18 protein-coding genes are annotated in these 21996 nt (G+C 39.4%); 7 read left to right on the top strand and 11 right to left on the bottom strand.

Annotation, left to right across the window (positions count from 1 at the left end; all coding sequences use genetic code 11):
- Positions 1-39 precede the first annotated feature (39 nt).
- Positions 40-2505 (top strand): TonB-dependent receptor family protein, encoded by a 2466-nt coding sequence (locus tag EHQ47_RS15260; RefSeq protein ID WP_135777519.1) that lies wholly within the window; start codon positions 40-42, stop codon positions 2503-2505.
- On the opposite strand, the gene EHQ47_RS15255 is transcribed toward EHQ47_RS15260, so the two are convergent.
- Positions 2494-4164 carry an EAL domain-containing response regulator gene (locus EHQ47_RS15255; RefSeq protein WP_135746772.1) on the bottom strand — a complete coding sequence of 557 codons (1671 nt, stop codon included), beginning with the start codon at positions 4162-4164 and terminating at the stop codon, positions 2494-2496. The genes EHQ47_RS15260 and EHQ47_RS15255 overlap by 12 nt on opposite strands.
- A 146-nt stretch (positions 4165-4310) precedes the next feature.
- Here EHQ47_RS15255 and EHQ47_RS15250 point away from each other — a divergent pair, with 146 nt between their 5' ends.
- Positions 4311-4580, top strand: coding sequence for an RNA recognition motif domain-containing protein (locus EHQ47_RS15250; RefSeq protein WP_004788998.1), 270 nt, complete (start codon positions 4311-4313; stop codon positions 4578-4580).
- Positions 4581-4621: 41 nt separating this feature from the next.
- Complete coding sequence (gene pepN / locus EHQ47_RS15245; protein ID WP_135777518.1) at positions 4622-7195, top strand: aminopeptidase N; 2574 nt, start codon at positions 4622-4624, stop codon at positions 7193-7195.
- Here the strand turns inward: pepN and EHQ47_RS15240 are convergent.
- From EHQ47_RS15240 to EHQ47_RS15230, 3 genes are read right to left on the bottom strand one after another with little or no spacing between them, the layout of a single operon-like run.
- Positions 7192-9066, bottom strand: coding sequence for an AMP-dependent synthetase/ligase (locus EHQ47_RS15240; protein WP_135777517.1), 1875 nt, complete (start codon positions 9064-9066; stop codon positions 7192-7194). The two genes, pepN and EHQ47_RS15240, sit on opposite strands and share 4 nt — an antisense overlap.
- Positions 9067-9097: 31 nt before the next feature.
- Complete coding sequence (locus EHQ47_RS15235; protein ID WP_135746769.1) at positions 9098-10576, bottom strand: tetratricopeptide repeat protein; 1479 nt, start codon at positions 10574-10576, stop codon at positions 9098-9100.
- Positions 10573-10953, bottom strand: a complete 381-nt coding sequence (locus EHQ47_RS15230) for a YopX family protein (RefSeq protein ID WP_135693589.1) — start codon at positions 10951-10953, stop codon at positions 10573-10575. The genes EHQ47_RS15235 and EHQ47_RS15230 overlap by 4 nt, the downstream gene beginning before the upstream one ends.
- Positions 10954-11048: 95 nt before the next feature.
- On the opposite strand from EHQ47_RS15230, the gene EHQ47_RS15225 reads away from it, so the two are divergent.
- Complete coding sequence (locus EHQ47_RS15225) at positions 11049-11822, top strand: ParA family protein (protein WP_135746768.1); 774 nt, start codon at positions 11049-11051, stop codon at positions 11820-11822.
- Between the two features lie 30 nt (positions 11823-11852).
- On the opposite strand, the gene EHQ47_RS15220 is transcribed toward EHQ47_RS15225, so the two are convergent.
- The gene (locus EHQ47_RS15220; protein ID WP_135746767.1) at positions 11853-13217 is read right to left on the bottom strand and encodes a cyclic nucleotide-binding domain-containing protein; all 1365 of its coding nucleotides are present in this window, start codon (positions 13215-13217) and stop codon (positions 11853-11855) included.
- A 79-nt stretch (positions 13218-13296) separates the two neighbouring features.
- On the opposite strand from EHQ47_RS15220, the gene EHQ47_RS15215 reads away from it, so the two are divergent.
- Positions 13297-13617: a YbaB/EbfC family nucleoid-associated protein gene (locus EHQ47_RS15215; RefSeq protein ID WP_002982683.1), complete on the top strand. Its 321-nt coding sequence runs from the start codon at positions 13297-13299 to the stop codon at positions 13615-13617.
- Between the two features lie 98 nt (positions 13618-13715).
- Here EHQ47_RS15215 and EHQ47_RS15210 read toward each other — a convergent pair whose 3' ends face one another.
- Both EHQ47_RS15210 and EHQ47_RS15205 read right to left on the bottom strand, forming a co-directional pair.
- Positions 13716-14447, bottom strand: a complete 732-nt coding sequence (locus EHQ47_RS15210; protein WP_135746766.1) for an OmpA family protein — start codon at positions 14445-14447, stop codon at positions 13716-13718.
- Positions 14448-14547: 100 nt separating this feature from the next.
- A complete protein-coding gene (locus EHQ47_RS15205; protein ID WP_135746779.1) occupies positions 14548-15396 on the bottom strand; it encodes a flagellin N-terminal helical domain-containing protein in 849 nt (282 codons plus the stop codon).
- 204 nt (positions 15397-15600) lie between these two features.
- On the opposite strand from EHQ47_RS15205, the gene EHQ47_RS15200 reads away from it, so the two are divergent.
- Together EHQ47_RS15200 and EHQ47_RS15195 are read left to right on the top strand one after the other, a co-directional pair.
- Complete coding sequence (locus EHQ47_RS15200) at positions 15601-16167, top strand: cob(I)yrinic acid a,c-diamide adenosyltransferase (RefSeq protein ID WP_135746765.1); 567 nt, start codon at positions 15601-15603, stop codon at positions 16165-16167.
- Positions 16146-17489: a peptide MFS transporter gene (locus tag EHQ47_RS15195; protein WP_135777516.1), complete on the top strand. Its 1344-nt coding sequence runs from the start codon at positions 16146-16148 to the stop codon at positions 17487-17489. The genes EHQ47_RS15200 and EHQ47_RS15195 overlap by 22 nt, the downstream gene beginning before the upstream one ends.
- A 27-nt stretch (positions 17490-17516) precedes the next feature.
- On the opposite strand, the gene ptsP is transcribed toward EHQ47_RS15195, so the two are convergent.
- The 4 genes from ptsP to EHQ47_RS15175 all read right to left on the bottom strand — a co-directional run bounded on the left by ptsP (position 17517) and on the right by EHQ47_RS15175 (position 21988).
- Positions 17517-19244, bottom strand: a complete 1728-nt coding sequence (gene ptsP, locus EHQ47_RS15190) for a phosphoenolpyruvate--protein phosphotransferase (protein WP_135777515.1) — start codon at positions 19242-19244, stop codon at positions 17517-17519.
- Positions 19245-19306: 62 nt separating this feature from the next.
- On the bottom strand, positions 19307-20215 hold the full coding sequence (lpxC, locus tag EHQ47_RS15185) for a UDP-3-O-acyl-N-acetylglucosamine deacetylase (RefSeq protein WP_135693583.1): 909 nt from the start codon (positions 20213-20215) through the stop codon (positions 19307-19309).
- Positions 20216-20393: 178 nt separating this feature from the next.
- A complete protein-coding gene (gene mce, locus EHQ47_RS15180; RefSeq protein WP_135693582.1) occupies positions 20394-21167 on the bottom strand; it encodes a mammalian cell entry protein Mce in 774 nt (257 codons plus the stop codon).
- Between the two features lie 32 nt (positions 21168-21199).
- The gene (locus tag EHQ47_RS15175) at positions 21200-21988 is read right to left on the bottom strand and encodes an ABC transporter ATP-binding protein (RefSeq protein WP_135569264.1); all 789 of its coding nucleotides are present in this window, start codon (positions 21986-21988) and stop codon (positions 21200-21202) included.
- Between the last annotated feature and the right edge of the window lie 8 nt (positions 21989-21996).

Raw genomic sequence — 21996 nt, 5'->3', positions numbered from 1 at the left:
AAGTATTTAAATGAACCCTAGTCTCAAAATTAAAATTATATGAAAATGAAACTACTTCTCAATACGGTTTTGACCATAACCTTAATGGTACTTTGCGAAACAAGTCAGCTTATGGCTCAGGAAACAACTTCTAAACCAAATCCTGAACCTTCGGTGCAGGCACCAGCGGAAGGTTCGGAAGTTCCAGAAGAGAATTCAGAGGATCCGAAATGGAAGAAAGCAGAAATTCGAGTGATCGGAGATAAAAAAGACCTAAAAAGAATTCCCGGTTCAGCAACCATCATTACAAAGAAGTTTTTAGAAGAAACAAGACCAATGGACAATATGGAAGTTTTACGCCGGGTTCCAGGAGCTAACATTCGTTATCAAGATCCAGCTGGCCTTACCATGAACTTGGGGTTTCGGGGAGTGAGTGGGGAAGTTTCCAGAAAAGTTCTTGTTTTAGAAGATGGACTATTTACTTCGCTAAACCCCTATGGTGAACCGGAAATGTACTATACTCCTTCAATCGAACGAATGGAGAGAATTGAAATAGTAAAGGGTTCTGGTTCCATTTTATTTGGACCTTCTACGATTGGAGGTGTTGTTAATTTTATCACAAGACGGCCTCCTAAAGATCCTACATTGAATATCCAAACCATAGGTGGAGAAAACGCTTTTTTCAGCCAAATGGTTGGATATGGAGGAACCTTTGGTAATACTGGTTTTGATGTCAATGTCCTAAGGAAACAGGGTGATGGATTTCGTGCAAACCAAGGTTACTTTGTTAATGAAGCCAATGTAAAAACCATACACCAGTTAAATGAAAAGCATAATATTACTACCAAATTAGGTTTTCACCAACAAGAGTCCCAAGCAACTTATGTAGGTCTTACGACCGGAATGTTTCAAAACAACCCAAAAGACAACCCCGCAGAGAATGACAAACGATCCATCGAACGTTACAGTTTTTCGATAGGACATGAATGGGCTGTTTCAGAAAAAACGAAACTCATCACAAGAGTGTATTCAGCTTATACAGAACGGAATTGGGCAAGACAAAACTACTCTCGAAATTCGAGAGGGAGTACAATGCCAACGGATACACTTGCCACTTACGATGGGGAACCTTTCACTTCAAGAAATAGTGATACCATTTGGATGCGAGGAACGAATGCTCATCGAGATCGGACCTATAAGTTTGCTGGTATCGAAACCAAATTACAAACCGAAATCGAAACTGGATCTATCAAACACGAAATTGATTTAGGTACTCGTTACCATGTCGATATGGCAAAGGTCCAACTTCTAAATGGTCCAACAACACCTGATTTTGTGGTATATCCGAATGGAGTGGGATCAACACCAGCTGTTTTATTACAATCGCAAACGAGTTTAGCGAATAGTGGCGAACTGAGAGATGATGAAAGGCGTTCTGCAAAAGCCGTTTCTGTTTATTTACAAGATAGAATCCGCCTAACAGAGAAATTTTCCATAATCCCTGGGGTTCGTTATGAATCCTTTACACAAACACGTTCCATCAATCGTGCCCGAAGAGATTTTGATACCGTTACGTTTGAATATTTTTCAGGAACAAATCCAACAGTGCAATTGGACAAAACTGCCACAGCCAAAAACCAAATTGTTTTACCTGGATTTGGAACCACTTTAGATTTCGCAAGGAATATGACTTGGTTTACAGGAGTTCATAGAGGGTTTTCGCCGCCTCGGTATGAATCGGCCATTTCTCCCACAGCAGAAGATTTAGTTTTAAAACCAGAACGTTCCTGGAATTATGAAACCGGTGTTAGGGGAGATGTAACCGAGTATTTAAGTGGTCAATTGGTAGGTTATCTCTTAAACTTCGAGGATCAAATCATCAATAGTTCTGCTGCTGGCGGAAATTTAGGCTCTAGGCCTGTGAATGCAGGTAGGTCCATTCATCGTGGTGTGGAATCTAACATGACCTTTGATTTTGGTCAATTTTGGAAGTTAAACTATTTAATCCCTTTCGATATCATCTACACAAGGACAGAAGCAAAATCAAACCAATATACCTATAATTTAGGAGCTTGGACCAAGGGAGACTCCAATCCATTCGCACATGTAGACACAAATGGAAATCGTCTGCCTTATGTTTCAAGAGACATCCTAACACTTTCTCTTGGAATTTCAAGTCGAAGCACCGGCTTTTATGCTAGGATTGAATGGCAATTTTTTTCCAAACAATTTCATGATTTAGAAAATTCCAAAACTGTTACTTGGTATGATACAGTTGGTACAACTGCGGACTCTCGAACCATTTTGAATTATGCCGGTATTAAGTCTGATGTATCGGGACTAGATGGTGAAATTCCCGCCTATGAACTTGTAAATGCCAATATTGGATACAAAAAGGATAACTGGTCTTTGTTTCTTTCTGGGAAAAACTTACAAGATCGAAAATACATTTCTTCACGTTTACCTGAAGGAATCCAACCGGGGCCATTTCGTCAAATTAACTTTGGGGTGACTTTACAGCTGTAAGTTGGCTTCTGCTGGGATGGTTGGCGAAGGTTTCATAAATAAATATCCTTGGGAATATTCAATTCCTAAGGTTTCAATCATATCTTGGATGGCGGGTCGATCCACAAACTCGGCCACTACTTTTGCTCCAATTCCCCTCGCCAGTTCCACGATCCCTTGTACAAGTAAGTAAGCAGTTTTATTTTCTGGTAAATTTCGTATGAATTGACCATCAATTTTTAAATAATCAGGATCAAATTCCAATAAACGCGCCAAGTTTGAATATTGGACTCCGAAATCATCGATGGCAATTTGGCAACCAATGGTTTTTAAATCACGAATGGTAAAGAGGCTATTTCTATTCTCTGAAAAACTGACATCTTCCAAAATTTCAAAAGTCACTCGATTGGGATCAATTCGGTAGTGGGAAAGTCTTGCTTCTACCCATTTGCTAAAACTTTTATATTCTAATTCAGATTCAGTGAGGTTGATGGAAAAATCGAAAGGTTTGTCGGAAAAATAATTCATTGATTCATCAATCATTTGTAAACCAATCATACGAATGCTTCCTGTAACCTTTGCTAACTTCATAAATACATCGGGAGTGAGAATGGCATCCCTGTCTTTAATCCGAGCCAAACACTCAAATTTTCGTATTTGTTTTGTTTGGTTATCAACAATCCCTTGGAAGTAGGGGATAATTTGTTTGTTTGTGATCGCAGATTGGATTTTTTGACTGCGTTGGAAGTTTTGTAAATGATGGTCTGTGGAAAGATCTTCTGTGTAAGAAACAAAATCAGAAGAAATTTCTGTTTCTGCTCTAAACAATGCTAATTTTGCTTTGTAATAACAATCTTCTTGTCCCGAAGCGGAGGAAAATCGGCAATCTAAGTGGAACCCAACTCCATCTAAAATCAAATCGTCTGATTTTAATAAAAGTCGAAAACTTCTGATTTTTTCTAACAAGGTTTGTTCGGATAAATTAGAAAGAACAGCAATTTCATCTGAATAGATATGAAAAACCTTTTCTTCATTTTGTAAGTGAACAGAAAGCAATTGTAACAACTTTCTAAATAATTTTCTGTAAACTTCAATCCCAAAGGTTTTGATGATGGTCGGAAAACTGACAATTTTCATCAGTATCATCGAATGTTCGTTTGTATGAGGCCTTTCTGATTTTAATTGTTGGACTAAAGATTCAAAATTAGGGTATTTGGAATCTCGATGAAAGTAGAGTGTATCAGCAAGTTCTTTGTTTTTTTCTTCTAAGGTTTTTTCTTGGAAATAAGCATCAATGGCCTGTTTGATGGTGAGTTCTAAGTCATGAGCGTCCCATGGTTTGGAAAGGTATCGATAGAGACAGCCGTGGTTGAGTGCATTTCCTATGGCTTGGGCAGGAGCTTGGCCCGTGAGCATAATTTTTTTGGTTCGGGGATGAGTTTCCTGCATCTCAATGAGAAATTCGTCTCCTTTTTGGCCTGGCATCACGTGGTCGCAAATGACAACGGCTAGGTCTGCGGAACTTCCCTCAATTTCTTTCATAATTTCCTTTGCTGTTTCTGCACTTTCCGCAGTTTCAATGGTGAAATTAGATCCAAAGACTTTTTTTAATTGTTCCTTTAGATTCCAAAGGATGAAGAATTCATCATCAATGCATAAGATATAGGGTTTTTCGTTCAAAGGGTACCTGGAGAAGAGTCTTAAATAATTGTGATCTTTCAGAATATGCAAGAAATATTTGATGTTGACATTTTCTTTCGATTGTATCTAATCATCCCGGTTCCCAAGTCGCTTGGGTGCGTGCAATTGGTTTTACGAGGACAGGAATGATTTCTAAGAAAATATATGTGGGAAATTTAAAATTTACCCTTAAGGAAGAAAATATACGCCAGATATTCTCCGTTTACGGAGTGATCCAAGATCTGAAAATGATTCATGACAGAGAAACTGGAAATTTCAGAGGGTTTGCTTTTATCACTTATGCCAATCCAGAAGAAGCAGAAGAAGCTGTCACCCAAATGAACGGTCAGCCTGTCGATGGAAGGAACCTGAAAGTGACTTTTGCCGAGGATAAAAGAAAAGAAAAACAGAACTAAAATTCACTTTTCCGGGATGGCCCATCCCATAAAGAAGGAGGATGACTCCATCCTCCTCTCTCGTCCATAAATTAGAAGATTACAAACCAACTCCTTGGTTCACTCCTGAAGTGGATCTTCGATTTGACCTGGATCTGCACCTGACAGTTGTCAGAGCCGAATATCAAGTGGTCCTAACTACTGATACAATTCAGCCGCTATTTTTAAACGGTGAATCTTTAGAATTTTTATCTCTCCGGATTGATGGAGCCATTGTTGATCCGGGTGAGTACCAGGTTTCATCTTCTGGAATTTTAATCCCTCATCCTCCGAAACCTTCCTTTCGACTGACAATTGAGAACCGAATCTCTCCTGCAGGGAACACATCTTTGGAAGGATTGTACAAATCGGGTTCTATGTTGTGCACTCAAAATGAACCGGAAGGTTTTCGAAAAATTGTTTATTCCATTGATCGACCAGACAATATGATGCGCTTTCGTGTGACCATCTCTGGAGAAGTTTCACTTTTTCCAGTGATGTTATCGAATGGGAATTTGTTAGACGAAAGGGTTAGTGGAGGAAAACGAGAGGTCCTCTGGGAAGATCCTTTTCCAAAACCATCGTATTTATTTGCTCTTGTTGCCGGAGAACTTGTGGAAACCAAAGATTTTTTTACCACACGGTCTGGAAGAAAAATCACTCTAAAGATCTTTGTAGAAAAAGGAAATGAAGAAAAGGTGAGTTTTGCTTTTGATTCATTAAAAAAAGCAATGCGATGGGACGAGGACACCTTTGGACTCGAATATGACTTGGATTTGTTTATGATTGTCGCTGTAGAAGATTTTAATATGGGCGCCATGGAAAACAAAGGCCTTAATTTATTTAACGCCAAACTTGTGCTTGCTGATAAAAAATCGGCAACAGATGAAAGTTTTGAAGCCATACTTGCAGTGATCGCCCATGAATACTTTCATAACTGGACTGGAAATCGTGTCACTCTAAGGAATTGGTTTAATTTAACGTTAAAGGAAGGACTTACAGTTTTCCGAGACCAGTGGTTTACGGAAGATATGACAGACCCCGCAGTCAAACGAATCAAAGATGTTTTGTTTTTAAAGGAATTTCAGTTTCCGGAAGACCAAGGGCCAATGTCACATCCCATCCTTCCCAAATCTTATAAAGAAATGAATAATTTTTATACGGTTACTGTATATGAAAAAGGAGCGGAAGTCATTCGGTTGGTTTCGGAGCTAATCGGAAGAGAAAAATTCAAAAAAGGCTTACAACTTTATCTGTCAAAATATGACGGACAAGGTGTCACCTTTGAAGAGTTTGTTTCCTCTATGGAGGAAGTGGCAGGTGGTCCAATTCCTTATCTGCGAAATTGGTACCACCGTAGTGGAACTCCTTTACTTTCAGTCAAAGAACATTATGCAAAGGATTCTAACGAATGGATCTTAGACATCACTGATGCAGGTGCCGGCGAATATCCGTTAGTTTTTTCAAATTCTCTTGCAGTTTTTGATAAAAAAGGAACTATCCTAAAAGAAGAAAAACGTTTGATGAGTGGAGCTCGTGATCAAATTCGTTTTTCTGCCTTGGACTCAAATGGAACAAAGCCAGTTATTTCTTTATTTCGTTCTTTATCTAGTCCCATTCGTTTGGATTACAACCAATCTGAGGAAGAAAAACAAATTTTGGCAAAGGTGGAAACAGATGGGGTGTCACGTTTTTTTGCGTTTCAAAGTTTGATTTTTGATTGGTTTCGTAAGTCTTTAGAATCTGGTTTGGAAGAAAACTTCTCCATCATCTTGAAAACCATTGCTGATTCTTTTGGAAGGAATTGGGACAAAACATATCATAGTTTTTACCTGTCTTTTCCTGGTCTAACACAGGTTAGTGAAAATATTGGCTGTTACGAATTTCAAAAGATCCAAAAATTAAGAATTTTTGCCATTCAAAGCATCGCTACCACCTTCACCAATCAGTTCCAGATTATTTTTGAAGAAAACCGGAAAACCATTCCTGTACAAACAAAGGAAGAGATCGGGAAAAGGAGATTAAAAAATATCTGTTTGTATTATCTTCTCTACGATCCAACTAAGAAGTTTGAACGTCTGGCAGTTGCTGAACAAAGAGAAGCAAAACATATGAGCGAAGAAGTTTCTGCGATGCGTTTTCTTTTAGAAGTAGATTCGAAAGAAAAAGAAAAATCCGTAAATTTATTTTTTGAAAAATGGAAACATGATAATTTAGTTTTGGATGTTTGGTTTGCTGCTCAGGTTGGAACGGGCGAAAATCGTTTGGAAATAACAAAACTGTTAGAAAACCATCCACAGTTTAACATTCGCAATCCGAATAAGGTTCGTTCTTTGTATTTTAGTTTAGCAAGAAATCCTTTGACTTTTCATAAAGAAGATGGGAGTGGGTATTCATTTTTAGCGGATCGAATTAAAACTTTAAACGAAATCAATCCTCAGATGGCAGCAGCTCTGACCAAATTGTATTCCCCTGTTTCTAAACAAAAAGGGGAACTTCCAAAAATTGCCAAAAGGGAACTAGAAGTCCTTTCCTCTCTCCCCAATCTTTCAAAGGAACTGGGGGAGATTGTTGGAACTATACTGACCTCTCTTTAAACGTACATAGATTTGATCAGGTCTTTGTATTTATCATGGATGACGTTCCTCTTCATTTTGAATAGGTTCGTCAATTCATCGCCCACTTCCATGGCCTTGGGCAAAAAACGAAAATCTGTCAGTTTTTCAAAAGATTTGAATCCATTTTCTGAAGAGATTTGTTTTTTGACGATGTTTTGGTAATAAAGTCGAATCTCTTTATTTTGGTTTAAGTCTTCACCTTCTTTCGGGCTTAGGCCAACTTCTTTCATTCGATCTTTGTCGGGCCAAATCAATGCTGTGAGGGATTTTTGGTCCTGGCCAACCACAATCACTTGGTTGATAAGAGCGTTTTCTAATAATAAATTTTCGATGGGAACTGGCTCCACATTTTCGCCACCTAACAGAACAATCGTATCTTTTACGCGGCCTCTGACAGACAAGGTATCATTAAAGGAAATAAAACCCAAATCTCCTGTATTCATCCACCCGTCATGGATGGCCTTGGATGTGGCTTCCTCGTTTTTATAATATCCTTTCATTACTTGTGGGCCTTTGATATGTATGATTCCCATTTTTCCTTTGGGAACGGTCTCTCCTTGGTCATTCACCACTTTGACTGCAGTTCCATCTGGCCATTTTCCAACAGAACCTTGGACAACATTCCCAACAGACCGAACTGAAATGATGGGAGCACATTCTGTCATTCCGTAACCTTCGTATACAGGAATTCCGATGACATTAAAAAATTCATCCACATGAGAGGGTAGTGCTCCTCCACCAGAAATTGTTCCTGTTAGGTGGCCTCCTAAAACATCTCGGATTTTAGAGAACACTAGACCATCCAATACTTTTGAAAGTAAAAATAGATTTAAAACATAACCAAGAGAAACTGCTGTATTTTTTGCTCTTTCAAAGGGAGATTCTTCTTTTGTTAAAAGTTTGTTCCCGGCAAGGTAGTCTTGTCCATCTTTGAATTTTTTACATATATCATAAGCAAAATCAAAAAGTTTACGTTTGTTTTCTGGGGCTTTTTCTAACTTCTGTTTGATGCCCTGATATAAATTTTCCCATAACCGTGGAGCAGATGCCATAAAACTTGGTTTGATCTTTTGAAAATCATCACGTAAATCGCGGATATTTGTATAAGCAATGGATGCCCCTTCTGCAATGATTGCATAGTCGATGGCTCTTTCAAAGATATGCCAAACGGGAAGAATGGAAAGTGTTCTATCTGTACTTTTAAGTCCCACTCTTGGCGGAACTTTGACCACATTGTAGACCATATTCTGGTGGGTGAGCATGACCCCTTTGGGCATTCCTGTTGTGCCAGAAGTATAGATGATGGTAAATAGATCATCTGGTTTTACTTGTTTCGAACGAAGTTCCAAAGAAGGCAAATTTTTGCGTAGAGCTTCGCCATCGCGAATCAATGTTTGCATAGAAACTGCAAGTGTATCCTTGGAATCAAATCCAGGATCTAAAATGATGACTTTTTCTACTTTTGTATTAGAAAGGATTGGTTTTAAAGAGTCATACAATTTCTCATGTTCCACAAAACAATACTTACTTTCTGAATGGCTAAGAATGTATTCAATTTCTTGTGGAGTGGAATCAGAACCTCTAGGAACGTTGATGGCACCGTTTAACAGAGTTGCGATGTCGGCAATTGCCCATTCCGTTCGGTTGTCTGCCATCAGTCCAATCCGATCACCCGGTTGGATTCCCATCTGTAAAAGGGAAAGGGCAAGATTTTCCGCATTATGAAAGATATCTGAGAATGTACGACCGATAAAGTTTTTTCCCGCATCCTTTCCAAAGAACATTTCTTTGGAGCCATAAGCTCTATTGGCATAATAAAAAACATCATTCAGCGTCGTAAAATTTTTCATTGATCGTATCAGTCTCCGTTGGAGCTGAATATCATTGTTTTTTTTGTTTATTCAAGTAATATTTTCTTTTATGTGAAATCCCATTGGGAGATTCAAAAAAACGATCAAAGAGAGGATCAATATTCATTTTTTCGATTAATTCAAAATCATAGAGTAAGGCTTGGTGGGTCCAAAGATTTCCTTCTTGGTCTCTGTTTGTTGCAAAGGAAGCCCTTCCCAATTTATAATACACAACAGGCAAAAATTCTTTTTCTCCACCCAATATTTGTGCTCGTTTTAAGTTTGTATAGGCATCTTCCCAGCGGCCAAGACTTAGTTCACAAGATCCCCGGTAGTAAAAGAGAAAAAATCGAGGATAAGCGGTCAACCGACGGCTATTCAGTTTTTCTAAACTAACTAAACAAGAATTTGGATCTTTATCCATAAATTGTGCGTAGGCTAAATTGAGTGAAATTTCAGGACTAATTTCCCCATGAGTTTTTTTATATATTTCAGAAGTTTTTTGGTAACTATCTTTTGCCGTTTTGTAATCACCTAGGACATAAAGATAATAATAGGATTTATAAATTAAAACATCGAGGGAATCGGATTCGCAAGCACGATAAGAAAAAAACTCATCAAGTGTTTTTGTAAAGGAAGGAAAGTCTCTTTCAGAGTATTCAATGTTTGCAATTTTTTTTAATAAAGTGCAAGTGCGAGATGTTCCGATGGATACTTCCTTTTTGTATTCTTTTAAAGACTTTCTATAGGCTTTTAATGCTTCTTGGAATTTTTGATTTGCTTCTAGTTGGATTCCTTCTCTCTCTTCTTTTTCTCCTACACCTTCACAATAGGATTCTTTGTTGCCTTCATAATAACAAATTCGTTCCCTAAATCCATTTTCGTTGGAGTCGTATTCAACGCGCACCAGTTGGCAGTTTTTAAAGTACCACCATTCGTCCATGCCGCCAAAATCATTTTTATCTTTAGTGATTTCTTTTGGACAACCTCCTTGTGCGTAATAGGTAAAACTATCTTTTTTCCCATTCTTTGTTTCGTCTTCTTCTGTGAGAAACATTTGGCCTTTGGAATCAAAATAATCCCAACGATAAGGAAAAAATTCTTCATCATTCAAAAAGAAAGAAAGCTTTAATAAAGAACTTCCTTCTTTCCATCCGGAAAAACAGGAAAATGAAAGTTTTCCACTTAAAAAATTTTGAGCAGGATCTCCATAATGATCTGTTAGGTGAGACCTGATGTCCTGTTTGAATCTTGGATAGGGGTAGTTTGTATGGTATTTGTCTAAATACTTTTGACAGAACCAAAAAATTTCATGATTTAAGGATTCTTTATGTAAAACAATGGGAAGATCAGCACCAAATCGAAAACTAAAACGTTTGGGACTATGGTCTGAAATTTCAAACTTTTCTTTTGTGTTTTGGACTGCCTTCCAATATTCCTCTAAGAGACCCGCTCGAAGAGGACTTGAAAATGAAATTAAAAATGTAAGAAGGAAAAGGAAAAATCTCAAGATTTACTTTTTAAATACAAATCATATAGAACGGGATTTTCATATGGATTTCCCACCTTACGGATGGAGAAAAGTTGTAGAATAGGAGGTCCATTTTCCAAATAGAAGGCCCCATGTTCGTTGTTATAACGAATTACCCCTGTATGTTGTGTTAGGTTTCCACCTTTGGCAACCGTATGTTCAATGATGTCTTCTTCAAAAAGATCTTTGTCATATTTGTCTTTGAGACCTGTGAAACTATTTACAACATAATTGTCTTCATTCGAAATTGGTTGTCCAAACTTCAGAAGTTTTCCATCGAGGGTTAAACTAAAGCCTTTCTGGGTGAATTCTTTTTCTTGTTTGTCCCAAACGCGGAACCGAATTGTAAATGCCATAACTGAACCCAAATTAAGGCAAGCGAAGTCCTTTCCAAGGAAAATTCAAAAAAAAATCGATGGTCAATGGGAGAATTCGAAAGATTCTATGCCCCATGAAGGTCATTTCGATTTCCAATATCAAAGGGGGGAGTGGAAAGTCTACTACAGCTGCTCACTTGGCCTGTGCCCTTGCCAGAAGGGGGAAAACTCTGGTCATCGACATGGACATGCAAGGAGATTTGACAGATTTTTGTTTGCCTGATTTGGATCTAGCCCAACTAGACGAATCCAATGTCATGAGTGTCCTCCTTGGGATGAAGAGGATCACTGACTGCATTCGAGAAACCAAAACCTTCGATGTATTGCCATCCACACTTAGTTTAGCAAAACTCACCAAATACAATCCAGATGCAACTAGCCTTTGCCTTCAATTCAAACGAGCATTAGAAGAAGTACGAAACAAATATAAGTTTGTGGTCATCGATACACCGGGTTCTGCCAAACATGAACTCACCACTGCCATTTATAATTCAGAACTGATTTTGATTCCGGTGACTCCTAGTAAGTGGACCATCCGAGCAGTGAATTTGCTTCTTGATGAAATTTCGCAAACAGAAACTATCTTTAGTCAAAAGAAAAAAATTGCCTTTGTTCCTTCCTGGTTTGGACCTTCTAAAAAACACAGAGATTTACTGGACAAACTAAAACAGATTGAAGAAATTCCTACACTTTCTGAAATTCCTAAATCTGAAACCATCAAAACGAAAACAGAAAAACAAGAACCACTAAAAAAAGATAGCAATGCTTGGCATGCCTTTGATGTGTTAGCTGACGAATCCATTGCCCTTGTTGATCCAGAAAATTCGATTCTTTTTATGAAACCTTAGTTGTGGCCGGTTTCATAAACTCAATTCAATTTAATGAGTTTCTTTTGGGTTTGATTTAGATGCTTGGTTTTTTTTTCTTTCTTCTGCGATCCCTTGGATGTGTTTGGCAAAATCTGGGTGGTGTTTTAAAATTTCACTAAACCTATCTTTTCCCAAAGTATATACATCACAATAGGAACCAGCTCGGATCGTTGCAGTTCGTAGCGAGTCATCAATCAAACTCATCTCTCCAAAAAAAGAACCGGAGTTGAGTGTAGCAAGTAATTCTCCTGAATTCTCTTTAATGACTTCTACATGGCCTTTAGATAAAAAATACATATTATGTGGAACATCACCTTCTCTAAAGATGACATCACCTTTCATATAGAAAGAGGGTTTCAATTCTAATACCACTTCTCTTTTTAATTCCTCTGGTGCATTTTTGAAAAATGGAACCACTGAAATTAAATGATTATGCAAAAACATGGAAACATCAATTTTGATACCAGATGGAAGTTGGTCCCAAATTTCGGTTTCATCAATTCCGTGTTTGTTTTCCCAAAGATTGACATAGTAGGAACGGATTCGATTGGCAAGGTTAGGTGGTAATTTTTTATATTTAATAAAACTATCGATGGTATTTAATTTCTCTTGGAAGGTGACTCGAGAAATATCTAAATTAGAAAGTAAAGTGGCAATATTACCAATGACATATCCATAAATACCGACACCTAAAATCATCACTCCCATTGTATAGATAGTTTGGCTATTTGTGACAGGTGTGATGTCCCCATACCCGATTGTGGTGAGTGTTGTCACAGACCAATAAAGAGCCCGGATGTATCTAGTAGTGATGTCTTTATCTGCTAAAAACTCTGGACCAAGGTGGATCCATCCGCAAGCCACCCAATGTGCAAATAAACTTGTCCAATACACAAAAAAGATCAATCGAAAGGTCATAGGATTGATCACTTCGACCAGTTTGAAACGGTCATCGGAATCCGCACCCAAGGCCAAAAGTCTAAGTGATTTAAAAAGTTCAAAAACTCGAACTGATCGGAGCAGGCGCAAAATTTTTAAACTATCGGTCACACCGAAGTATTGGAAAAAAAATCCCCCAAAGAGATCAAAGGGAAAAGCAGATAAAAAATCGATGAGAAACCATGAGCGTAAATAATTTTTTGTGACAATTTTTCTATTATGAATGAGGAGTCGGTCTTTTAAAATCGCAGTGTTAAAATTTAAAATTACATCAATTCCAAATACAATTTGGATCGCTCTTTCAAAGTAATTCACTCCGGCAGAAAGTTTATAGTGAAAGACCAGACGAATTGGCACTTCAATGGCAAAGTAAGTAATACAAATAAATACAAAAAGATCCCAGATTCGTTTGTATGGAGAATTTGGATGGATCATAATTTCATTATCGACAAGGAGAAGTTTTATATTTGCCTTCTTTTTAAGAAAAATAATCCTGAAAGGAAAAGAGGTGATTATGTTCGGTGGAGCGGGCGGAAACAAGTTTGATATGCTCAAACAGATGAAAAAAATGCGATCGCAGGTAAAAACCATGGAAAAGGAACTTGCCGGTCTCAATTTTGTAGGAATTTCAAAAAACAAACTTCTCTCTGTTACTTTGGATGGAAAGTTCCAAATGAAATCCATTCAGATTGAAGATGAATTGATTGATAAAAAAGATAAAAATCTTCTAGAAAAGTCCATCCAGGAAGCTTATACAAAGGCTTTGCAAGACGCACAAGCCGGTGCCGCCAAACAAATGCAGGCCATGGGCGGATTTCCAGGTCTCGGAATGTAAATTGGTTTTGAAGAGATTGAATCAAAGCCTACAAAGACTGTAGGCTTTTTTACGCAGACGAAAGGGACATTCTGTCCCTTTTTTATGTCTTAAATTGATTAACTTGCGGGAACAATTTCCACTTCTACACGTCGGTTGGATCCATCTTTTGGATCAACTCCTTTGAGAGGTGAAGAAGAACCTAGTCCTTCAATGTTTCCAATTCGTTTGCTTTCCACACCGTTGCTCGTGAGAGCATTTTTTGCAGTCACTGCCCGATCTTTGGAAAGGCTTAGGTTGAGATCTTCTGAACCAGTTTTATTGGCATGTCCTGAGATATTGACTTTGGTTTCTGGATAGGCTGCTAGTGCTTCAGCCAACTTATCAATATTTTCTTTACCTTTTCCTTTGAGGTCGGCCTTTCCATCTTCGAAAGCAATCCCTCCATCCATAGTTGCAGTTAGAGCAACTGTTTCTCCGCCTCTTTCACTTTTGGTAAGAGTGATTCCTTGTTTTTTCATCTCTTCTGCCATGTTGTCGTACATTGTATTGAGATAAAAACCAGTTCCAAGGCCTGCCAAACATCCTGCTCCGAGACCTACAATCTTACCTTTGTTTTGTGGTTTTTTCTTTTCCATAGCCAATGAGGATTTGATTTGTCTTTGGATGTCGTTCTTTTTGTCTTTAGAATCTTTTTTACGTTGTGTTTCGTCGTAAACTGCACCAAGCGCAAGACCAACGCCACACCCAATCGAAGTGCTTAAGATAAGTCTTTTTGTATTGTCAGATAATCCACAAGAGATTGTGGAAAGTAATGATAGGGAAAGAAGTCCTGAGATGATTTGTTTCAAAGTGTTTGTCCTCGCTTACACTGTTCGTGAAGTATAAGGACAAAGTTTGAAGAAATCCTCCTTGTTTGCAAGGAGGATTTCCGTTTCTTTTTCGATCGGATTAGTATCTGTCCGTGAGGAGTTTTACTACGGATTCCGGTCGGAGGTTTGCTTGTGCAAGCATCGCCACACCTGATTTGGTAAGAATTTGGTTTTTGGAATATTCGACCATTTCCGTTGCCATATCAGCATCCCTTACTTGCGATTCAGAAGAAACAATGTTCACATAGTTATTACTCAGTGATTTCAAAGTTAAATCCAATCGGTTGTAATAGGCTCCGAGATCAGACCTCAGTCGGTTGACCTTGGTGATCGCATCATCCAAAACTTGGAGCGAATCGGAAGCCTTATTCGGAGTTGATAGAGTCAACTTGGCTCCAGCTGTTTTTAGTTTGAGTGAAGAACTTGTCATCGTGTTGATATAGAGTTCTATTTTCTCTGAACCGTTCGCACCCACTTGCAAAGTCATTGGATTTTTGGAAGCACGAGAAAACCGTCCATCCAATGGTTTGATTTTGTTAAACTCAGCAGAAGTTCCGATCCTTTCCACTTCTTCCACAAGTTGGGATACTTCTAACTGAACCAGTTTTCTGTCTTCGTTAGAGTAAATCCCGTTCGAGGATTGGACGGAAAGTTCACGTAACCTCTGTAAGATGGAGTTTACTTGGTCTAAAGATCCTTCGGTCACTTGGATGAACGACATACCATCCTGAGTATTTCGTTCTGCTTGGCCAAGGCCCCGAATTTGTGATCTTAATTTTTCGGACACTGCAAATCCCAGAGAGTCATCTCCTGCTCTGTTGATTCGCATACCCGTTGCTAGGTGCTCCATGGACTTGTCCATATCACGCCCGGTATTCGTGAGCGCTCGTTTTGCAACAAGCGCACTTATGTTGTGATTGATAATCATTGTCACACCCTCCTGTGTGTCCATGACCCGCCTGTTTCCCTACATGCGGAGAAAAGTAAAAAACACTGCCCAGGAGTCCGTTTCCATCGGGAAGAGAAGGGGTTGCCTGCCCTTGGTTCTTCCGTGAATTTTGCCTTTCCAGATGATTCTATACTAAAAAACTAAGGTCTGTAAAGAAAATTTAACCAAAAGAGGAGTCGGAAATTGAAAATCTACACCAAATTTGGCGATGGTGGTCAGACCTACCTTGCCTCTGGAATCAAGGTCTCCAAAACAGATCCAAGAGTGGATCTATACGGAAGTTGTGATGAATTGAATAGTACAATTGGCCTGGCCCTTTCTTTTGCCAAAGACCTTAGCTTGGGATCGAACTTTCTTGAGTATTTAAAGAGCATTCAAAGTTTTCTTTTTGAAATTGGATCGGAACTTGCAGGGTATGTGCCTAGAGATTCGAAAGAGGGAACAGTAGTTCATCTGAGTGATGTGGAAAGTTTGGAAAAAGAAATTGATCGATTGATGGAAGTTCTTCCCGAGATTAAATTTTTTATTCTTCCTGGTGGATCATCTATGGCAAGTGCTCTCCATATCGCTCGTACGACTTGTAGGCGTTTAGAAAGAGACCTACTTGTTTTTATTGAATCGGGAGGAGTAATCCATTCCGATTTAAGAATTTACCTCAATCGTCTTTCAGATTATTTATTTGCGGCAGCACGTTTTGTGAATCATGCAATAGGACAAGAGGAAACCATTTGGAAAAGCAGGACCAAATAGAATCGCATATACACCCGAAGGGGATCACTCCACTGTTTCTCACCGAAATGTGGGAACGTTTGAGTTATTATGGAATGAGGGCACTCCTTGTTTTGTATTTAGTAAAGTCTTTGGGTTTTTCTGATGCAGATGCAGGAGCAGTTTACGCTTTTTATACCAGTTTTGTTTATCTAACGCCAGTTCTTGGGGGATACCTAACAGATCGTTTTTTTAGTTATCAGTTTTCTATTTATCTTGGCAGCTTTTTAATGTTATGTGGGCATATTTCTCTTGCCTTTTCTGACCTTTCATTTTTCTATTTAGGCCTTGTTTTACTTGCTTTAGGAAATGGATTTTTTAAGCCCAATATGTCTACCATCTTTGGAAGATTGTACATTGAAAAACCTGGTTTACGAGACAGTGGGTTTACGATTTTTTATATGGGAATCAATTTAGGTGGTCTCATAGGTCCTATCATTTGTGGAAGTTTAGGCGAAAGGGTCGATTGGCATTTGGGTTTTTTATCCGCCGGTGTTGGTATGGGTATTGGAATGATTGTTTTTTATTTCGGAAGCAAACGCCTGCCAAGTTCCATTTGGAAAAAGGGAAACGATTTTTTGTTACCATCTAGCGCAAGTTTATCGGACCATCAAACCAAACCAAAAATTTTACTCATAGTCCTTCTTTCTTTTTTTAGTATTTTCTTTTGGATGGCCTTCGAACAAATGGGTTCTTCTCTTAATTTATTTGCCCTACGAAATACGGATCGGTCTCTTTTTGGTTTTGAAATTCCAGCTTCCGTATTACAATCCATCAACCCTTTGTTTATTCTTCTTTTTGGACCACTTGTTTCTATTATTTGGACTTCCTTAGCCAAAAAGAACAGGAATCCCAATCCAGTTTTGAAATTTGTACTGAGTTTGGTTCTACTGGGGATTGGTTTTCTTGTGATGGTGGTGGCCGGAGAAATAGCAGAAACAGGAATCTCAGTTTCGATTCTTTTTTTAGTTTTTGTGTATTTTTGGAATACCTTGAGTGAACTTTGTCTTTCTCCTGTGGGTTTGTCCTTTGTCAGCCAAATGGCTCCAGTGAAATATGCATCGGTTCTTATGGGGATTTGGTTTTTATCCAATGCCTTTGGGCATTACGCAGCAGGAATTTTATCAGGATACCAAAACCAATGGGGCAGTATGACTGTTTTTTATGGATTTTTTGTCCTATGTTCTTGGTTAGGTGCCATTTTGTTATACAGCATTTACATTTGGAGAAAAAAGTCAATCTTACATCTGTTAGCAAGTGGTGAGAAAAATGACTCTTTGTCTTTAGACCTCAACCGAATCTAAATTTTAGAATCGGAGAAAAGAAAAGTTTTAACCCTTGGTTTCTAAAACCAAGGCCTCTATTTCTTCAAATTTTTCTTCCCCCGCAAGGACAATCACCTGTTCTGCAAGAAGTTTTGCCTTCCAAGTAGAAATCTCTTGCACTTTTTCTCCCACTTCTCGCATCAGAGGTAGGGCTGAGCTTAAATCTCGGAACCCAAGCCCAATGAGGACAGCGGTAAACATGGGATCACTGCCAATTTCACCACAAATGCTTATGGGTTTCTTTTGGGAATTTGCCACATCCGCAATGTTTTTTAATAATAACAAAAAGACGACTTGCCAAGGATTGTATAAATCTCCCACCAAATGGTTGTTACGTTCGACTGCCAGTAAATATTGTAAAAGATCATTGGTTCCCACACTATAAAAATCCACATGATTTCCAAGAAATGGTAAGTTTAAAGCACAAGCCGGTGTTTCCACCATAATCCCAAGTGGAATTTTTTTGTTGATCACAAGTCCTGTTTGTTTTAGTTCTTCAAGACATTCCGCAAACAACACTTTGGTTTGTAAAATTTCTGATCTGGTGGTGATCATTGGAAGCATGATTCGCATGGTTCCGAATTCACTGGCGCGTAGTAGTGCCTTTAATTGTTCTTTAAAAAAGTGGGGATGCCTTAGGAGATAACGAATTCCTCTATTTCCAAGAAAAGGATTTTCTTCTTCGTATCCATTCTCCATTTTATCGGCACCAATGTCCCAAACGCGGAAAGTGACGGGACGTCCTACCATTTTTAGTAAAATTCGTTTATAAACTGCAAATTGTTCTTCTTCTGTGGGTTTGAATTCTACATAACGGATGAATAAAATTTCCGTCCTGACAAGACCAATTCCATCGGCTCCTTGTTCAAAAGCCAAATCCACTTCGTCTTCGGAATCTATATTGGCGCGAAGAGAAAACTTTTTTCCATCTTTGGTTTTGATTTCCTTCGGACCGTCACTGACTTCACGAATCGGTTGGACTTTATGGATTTCACTTTTGATTCCAGCAAGTTTGATCTCATCGAGTCCGGGAGACCTGTTGAGAATTCCTTTGGTGGCATCGAGTAAAATGTAATCATCATCTTCTACGTGTGAGGTTATGTTTTTTAAACCTACAATTGTGGGGATTCCATAATTTCTGGCAATGATTGCCGTGTGACCTGTTTTTCCTCCGAAATCAGTCGCTATCCCCCTAAGTTTACATTTCCCTAGTTGGATCATCTCCGAAGGAGTGATTTCTTTCGCAATGAGGATGACATCATCGGGAATTTTTGTTTGGTCGGCTACTTTATCCGGGTAGAGGTTGGATTCGATTCTTTTTCCAATATCTAAAATATGATCTGCACGTTCTCTGAAAAATTCATCTGGTATGGATTGGAATTCATCATACAAGGAGCTAACGGCTGTTTCGAGGGCAAGTCCCGCCGATTCGTTGTTTTGTGCAATCCTTTCGAAAACGCGAGCCCGAAAGAGGGGGTCGTTTAGGAATACAATTTGGGATTCTAAAATTTCCGAAAGTTCACGGTTTGACTTTGACTTTTGGACTAGGTCAGCTAGATCTTCCTCAGTTTTGAGTAGTCCTTTTTTTAAGAGTTCGACTTCTTCTTTGATTTCATCGGGAGAAAGATCGGTTCGGTCTTCCCGTTTCCGTTTGGATTGTTTCCAACGGAAAACCTTGCCATATACGGTGCCTGGATAGGCCGAAATGCCTTTGAATGTGGTTTTTTCTTCCATCCGTCCCTTTGCCAAAAATGATTTCGGTAAGGCTTCGTTTGGAAAGTAAAAAAAGAGGGATTCTAACGAACCGCTTGTTTTTTAGAAAAGAGCGGAATTCGTTTGCTTTTGAACTGGGTGAGTTCGTTTCCCGTGACTTGGCTCATAATGCATTTGGCAAGAGAGATGTCTAGGGCATGTCCCGCTTTGGAAGCAATGAGATGGCCACGGAACGGTCTTCCCATCACAGCCAAATCCCCAATCAAATCCAAAATTTTATGGCGAACACATTCGTTGTCATAACGCAAAGTATCGTTGAGATACCCGTCGTCAGTGAGAACCACCGCATTGTCAAGAGACCCACCCATTGCTAGGCCACGGGCTTGGAGGGCTTCCACATCTTTCAAAAACCCGAAGGTTCTGGCAGGAAGGATGTCTGTTCCTAAAATGGATTCGTCAAGGGTTGTGGTGTAGGATTGTCCACGCAACAGTGGGTGGTTAAAATCGATGCTATAAGTGACTTTTAATTCATCAGAAGGCAACATGACGAGGTATTTGTCCCCGTCTACAACCCAAATCGGGTTTGCGATGGTAATGGGTTCGATAGTTTCGTCTAGAACTCGAATCCCTGCCGAGCGGATTCCTTCCCAAAAAGGAAGTGAGGATCCGTCCATAATGGGAACTTCGACGGAATCAATTTCAAAAATACAATCAGTAATGCCTAAGGTATGGACTGCGGCGAGAAGGTGCTCTATGGTTTGCACCCGGTTGGAACTTCCGTCTCCGATGGTAGTGGCGTTACTTGTGTCGACAACATGGTCGAGAGAGACGGGAATTCGGATTTTTTGGGTCCCTTTGTAGAGGTAAAAGATCAGTCCTGTATTTGCTTCCGCAGGATGGAGCCGTAAAGTCACCATTTTTCCGGAATGGACGCCAATTCCCCTGAGAGTGATGGAGTTTTGGATCGTTTTTCTGTGTATCGCCGTTACCATATTCAGTTCCTACTTACAAATTTGTAGAAAAGGGGGGAGGGACAATTCCAAAACCGTGACCCCAAGTCAAAAAAATGTCTCCTTTTTACAACAGTGTGGTGGGAATGTGACGGCCTGGTTTTGTGCGCTAAACTAAAGAATTTTACTACAAAACAGACCGCATTTTACGTGTTAGTGCTTAAAAAGCACTGAGAGCGGAACGAATGAAACTGGTCACAGGTGCTTGTTCCCTTGTATCTTCCAATCCTTCCCGAAGTTCCTTCAAAACGACTTGGGCATCCCCGAGGGTGGTATTGACCGATTTGTGGACATCACTTTCGTTGATGAGTTTTCCGAGAGTCCCTTGGCCTTCGTTGATCTTTCCTGTGATCCCGGCAATGTTTTGCACTGTTTTGCGAATGTCGGAGCGGTTTTCGGCAATGAGTTCCGAAAGAGATACGAGTGGATCTTGGGTGACTTTTCCTTGGATGGGTATCATTTTTCCCGACCGAGGAGAGATCTCCACTTTAGTGAGGGCAGGCTCCGTCATCATGTATTCTTTGGTTTTGGGATCGACCGGAAACTTAGAACCTGGGTCGAGAGAGACCACCCGGCCCGAAAGTAAACTTTCGTTTTTGATTGTGATCTCATAATTGGAGAAAAGTTGCACCTTTCCTTTTAAGAGAAGGGTGAGTTCCACCTTGGTTCCAATCCCTGTTTCTCCCTCGGGAAGTAGATTTCCATATTCATCAATTTGCACCAATCGGATTTTGGAAACATAACCAAAAGGTACCCCGTGGATGGTGACTTTGTTCCCAATTTTGATTCCCTCTGCATCGGGAAAATAAACGGGGAGCTGGTATCCTGATTTTTGAAAAGGGCCACCTTCTGTGACAATGGTAAAATAACCCACAGCTACTAGTGAAAAGATAAAAAGAAGACCGACAATGAGAGCGCGACCTACGGTAGGCATTCCCTAAATTTCTCCTAAAGTGATGGGCAAAGTCAATTGGATTTTCCTTTTTTTAATTCGGAATGATCCAGAATCATCGGGCCAACGGTATTGCCGTGAATGAACTGTTGGATAACTGGATTTGTTGATTTTTGGATTTCCTCTGAGGTTCCGCAAAATTGTACCTTACCTTCATAAAGAAAACTGATACGATCGGCAATTCTGTAAGCGGAATTCATATCGTGAGTCACTACTATAGATGTTAGACCTAATTCCTTTTGCAAACGAATGACTAAATCATTGATGACATTGGACATCACCGGGTCAAGACCAGAAGTAGGCTCATCGTATAACACGATTTTAGGTTGAGAAGTGAGAGCTCGTGCAAGACCCACACGTTTTTTCATCCCCCCGGAAATATTACTGGGTAAGGTATCTTTGGCGGGAACTAAATCGAGCCATTTTAACTTTTCCATGACAATACGATCCAGTTCTTCCCCAGAGGCAATTTTATGTTCTCGCAAGGGAAGGGCTACATTCTCATAAACAGTAAGCCAGTTGATGAGTGCACCTGATTGGAATAACACTCCTAGTTTGGATCTAAGTTCTTCCCTTTTTTTCTCACTGGCGTTGACAATGGACTCACCAAAAATCTGACAATCTCCTTCGTCTGGATCAAGGAGTCCCGTGATATGTTTGAGACTCACTGATTTTCCCGTTCCCGAAGGCCCAAGGATGACCATCGTCTCGCCTTGTTTGACGGTTAGGTTCATTCCTTGTAAGATCTTTCGTTTTCCGAAAGCTTTATGGACGTTTTTCATTTCAATGGCAAAGGGTTCCATCATTTCCT

The sequence above is a fragment of the Leptospira bourretii genome, assembly GCF_004770145.1.
GTDB classification, from domain to species: domain Bacteria; phylum Spirochaetota; class Leptospiria; order Leptospirales; family Leptospiraceae; genus Leptospira_A; species Leptospira_A bourretii.
Note: the sequence above shows the minus strand (reverse complement) of the source record. Positions and strands in the feature narration are given on the sequence as shown.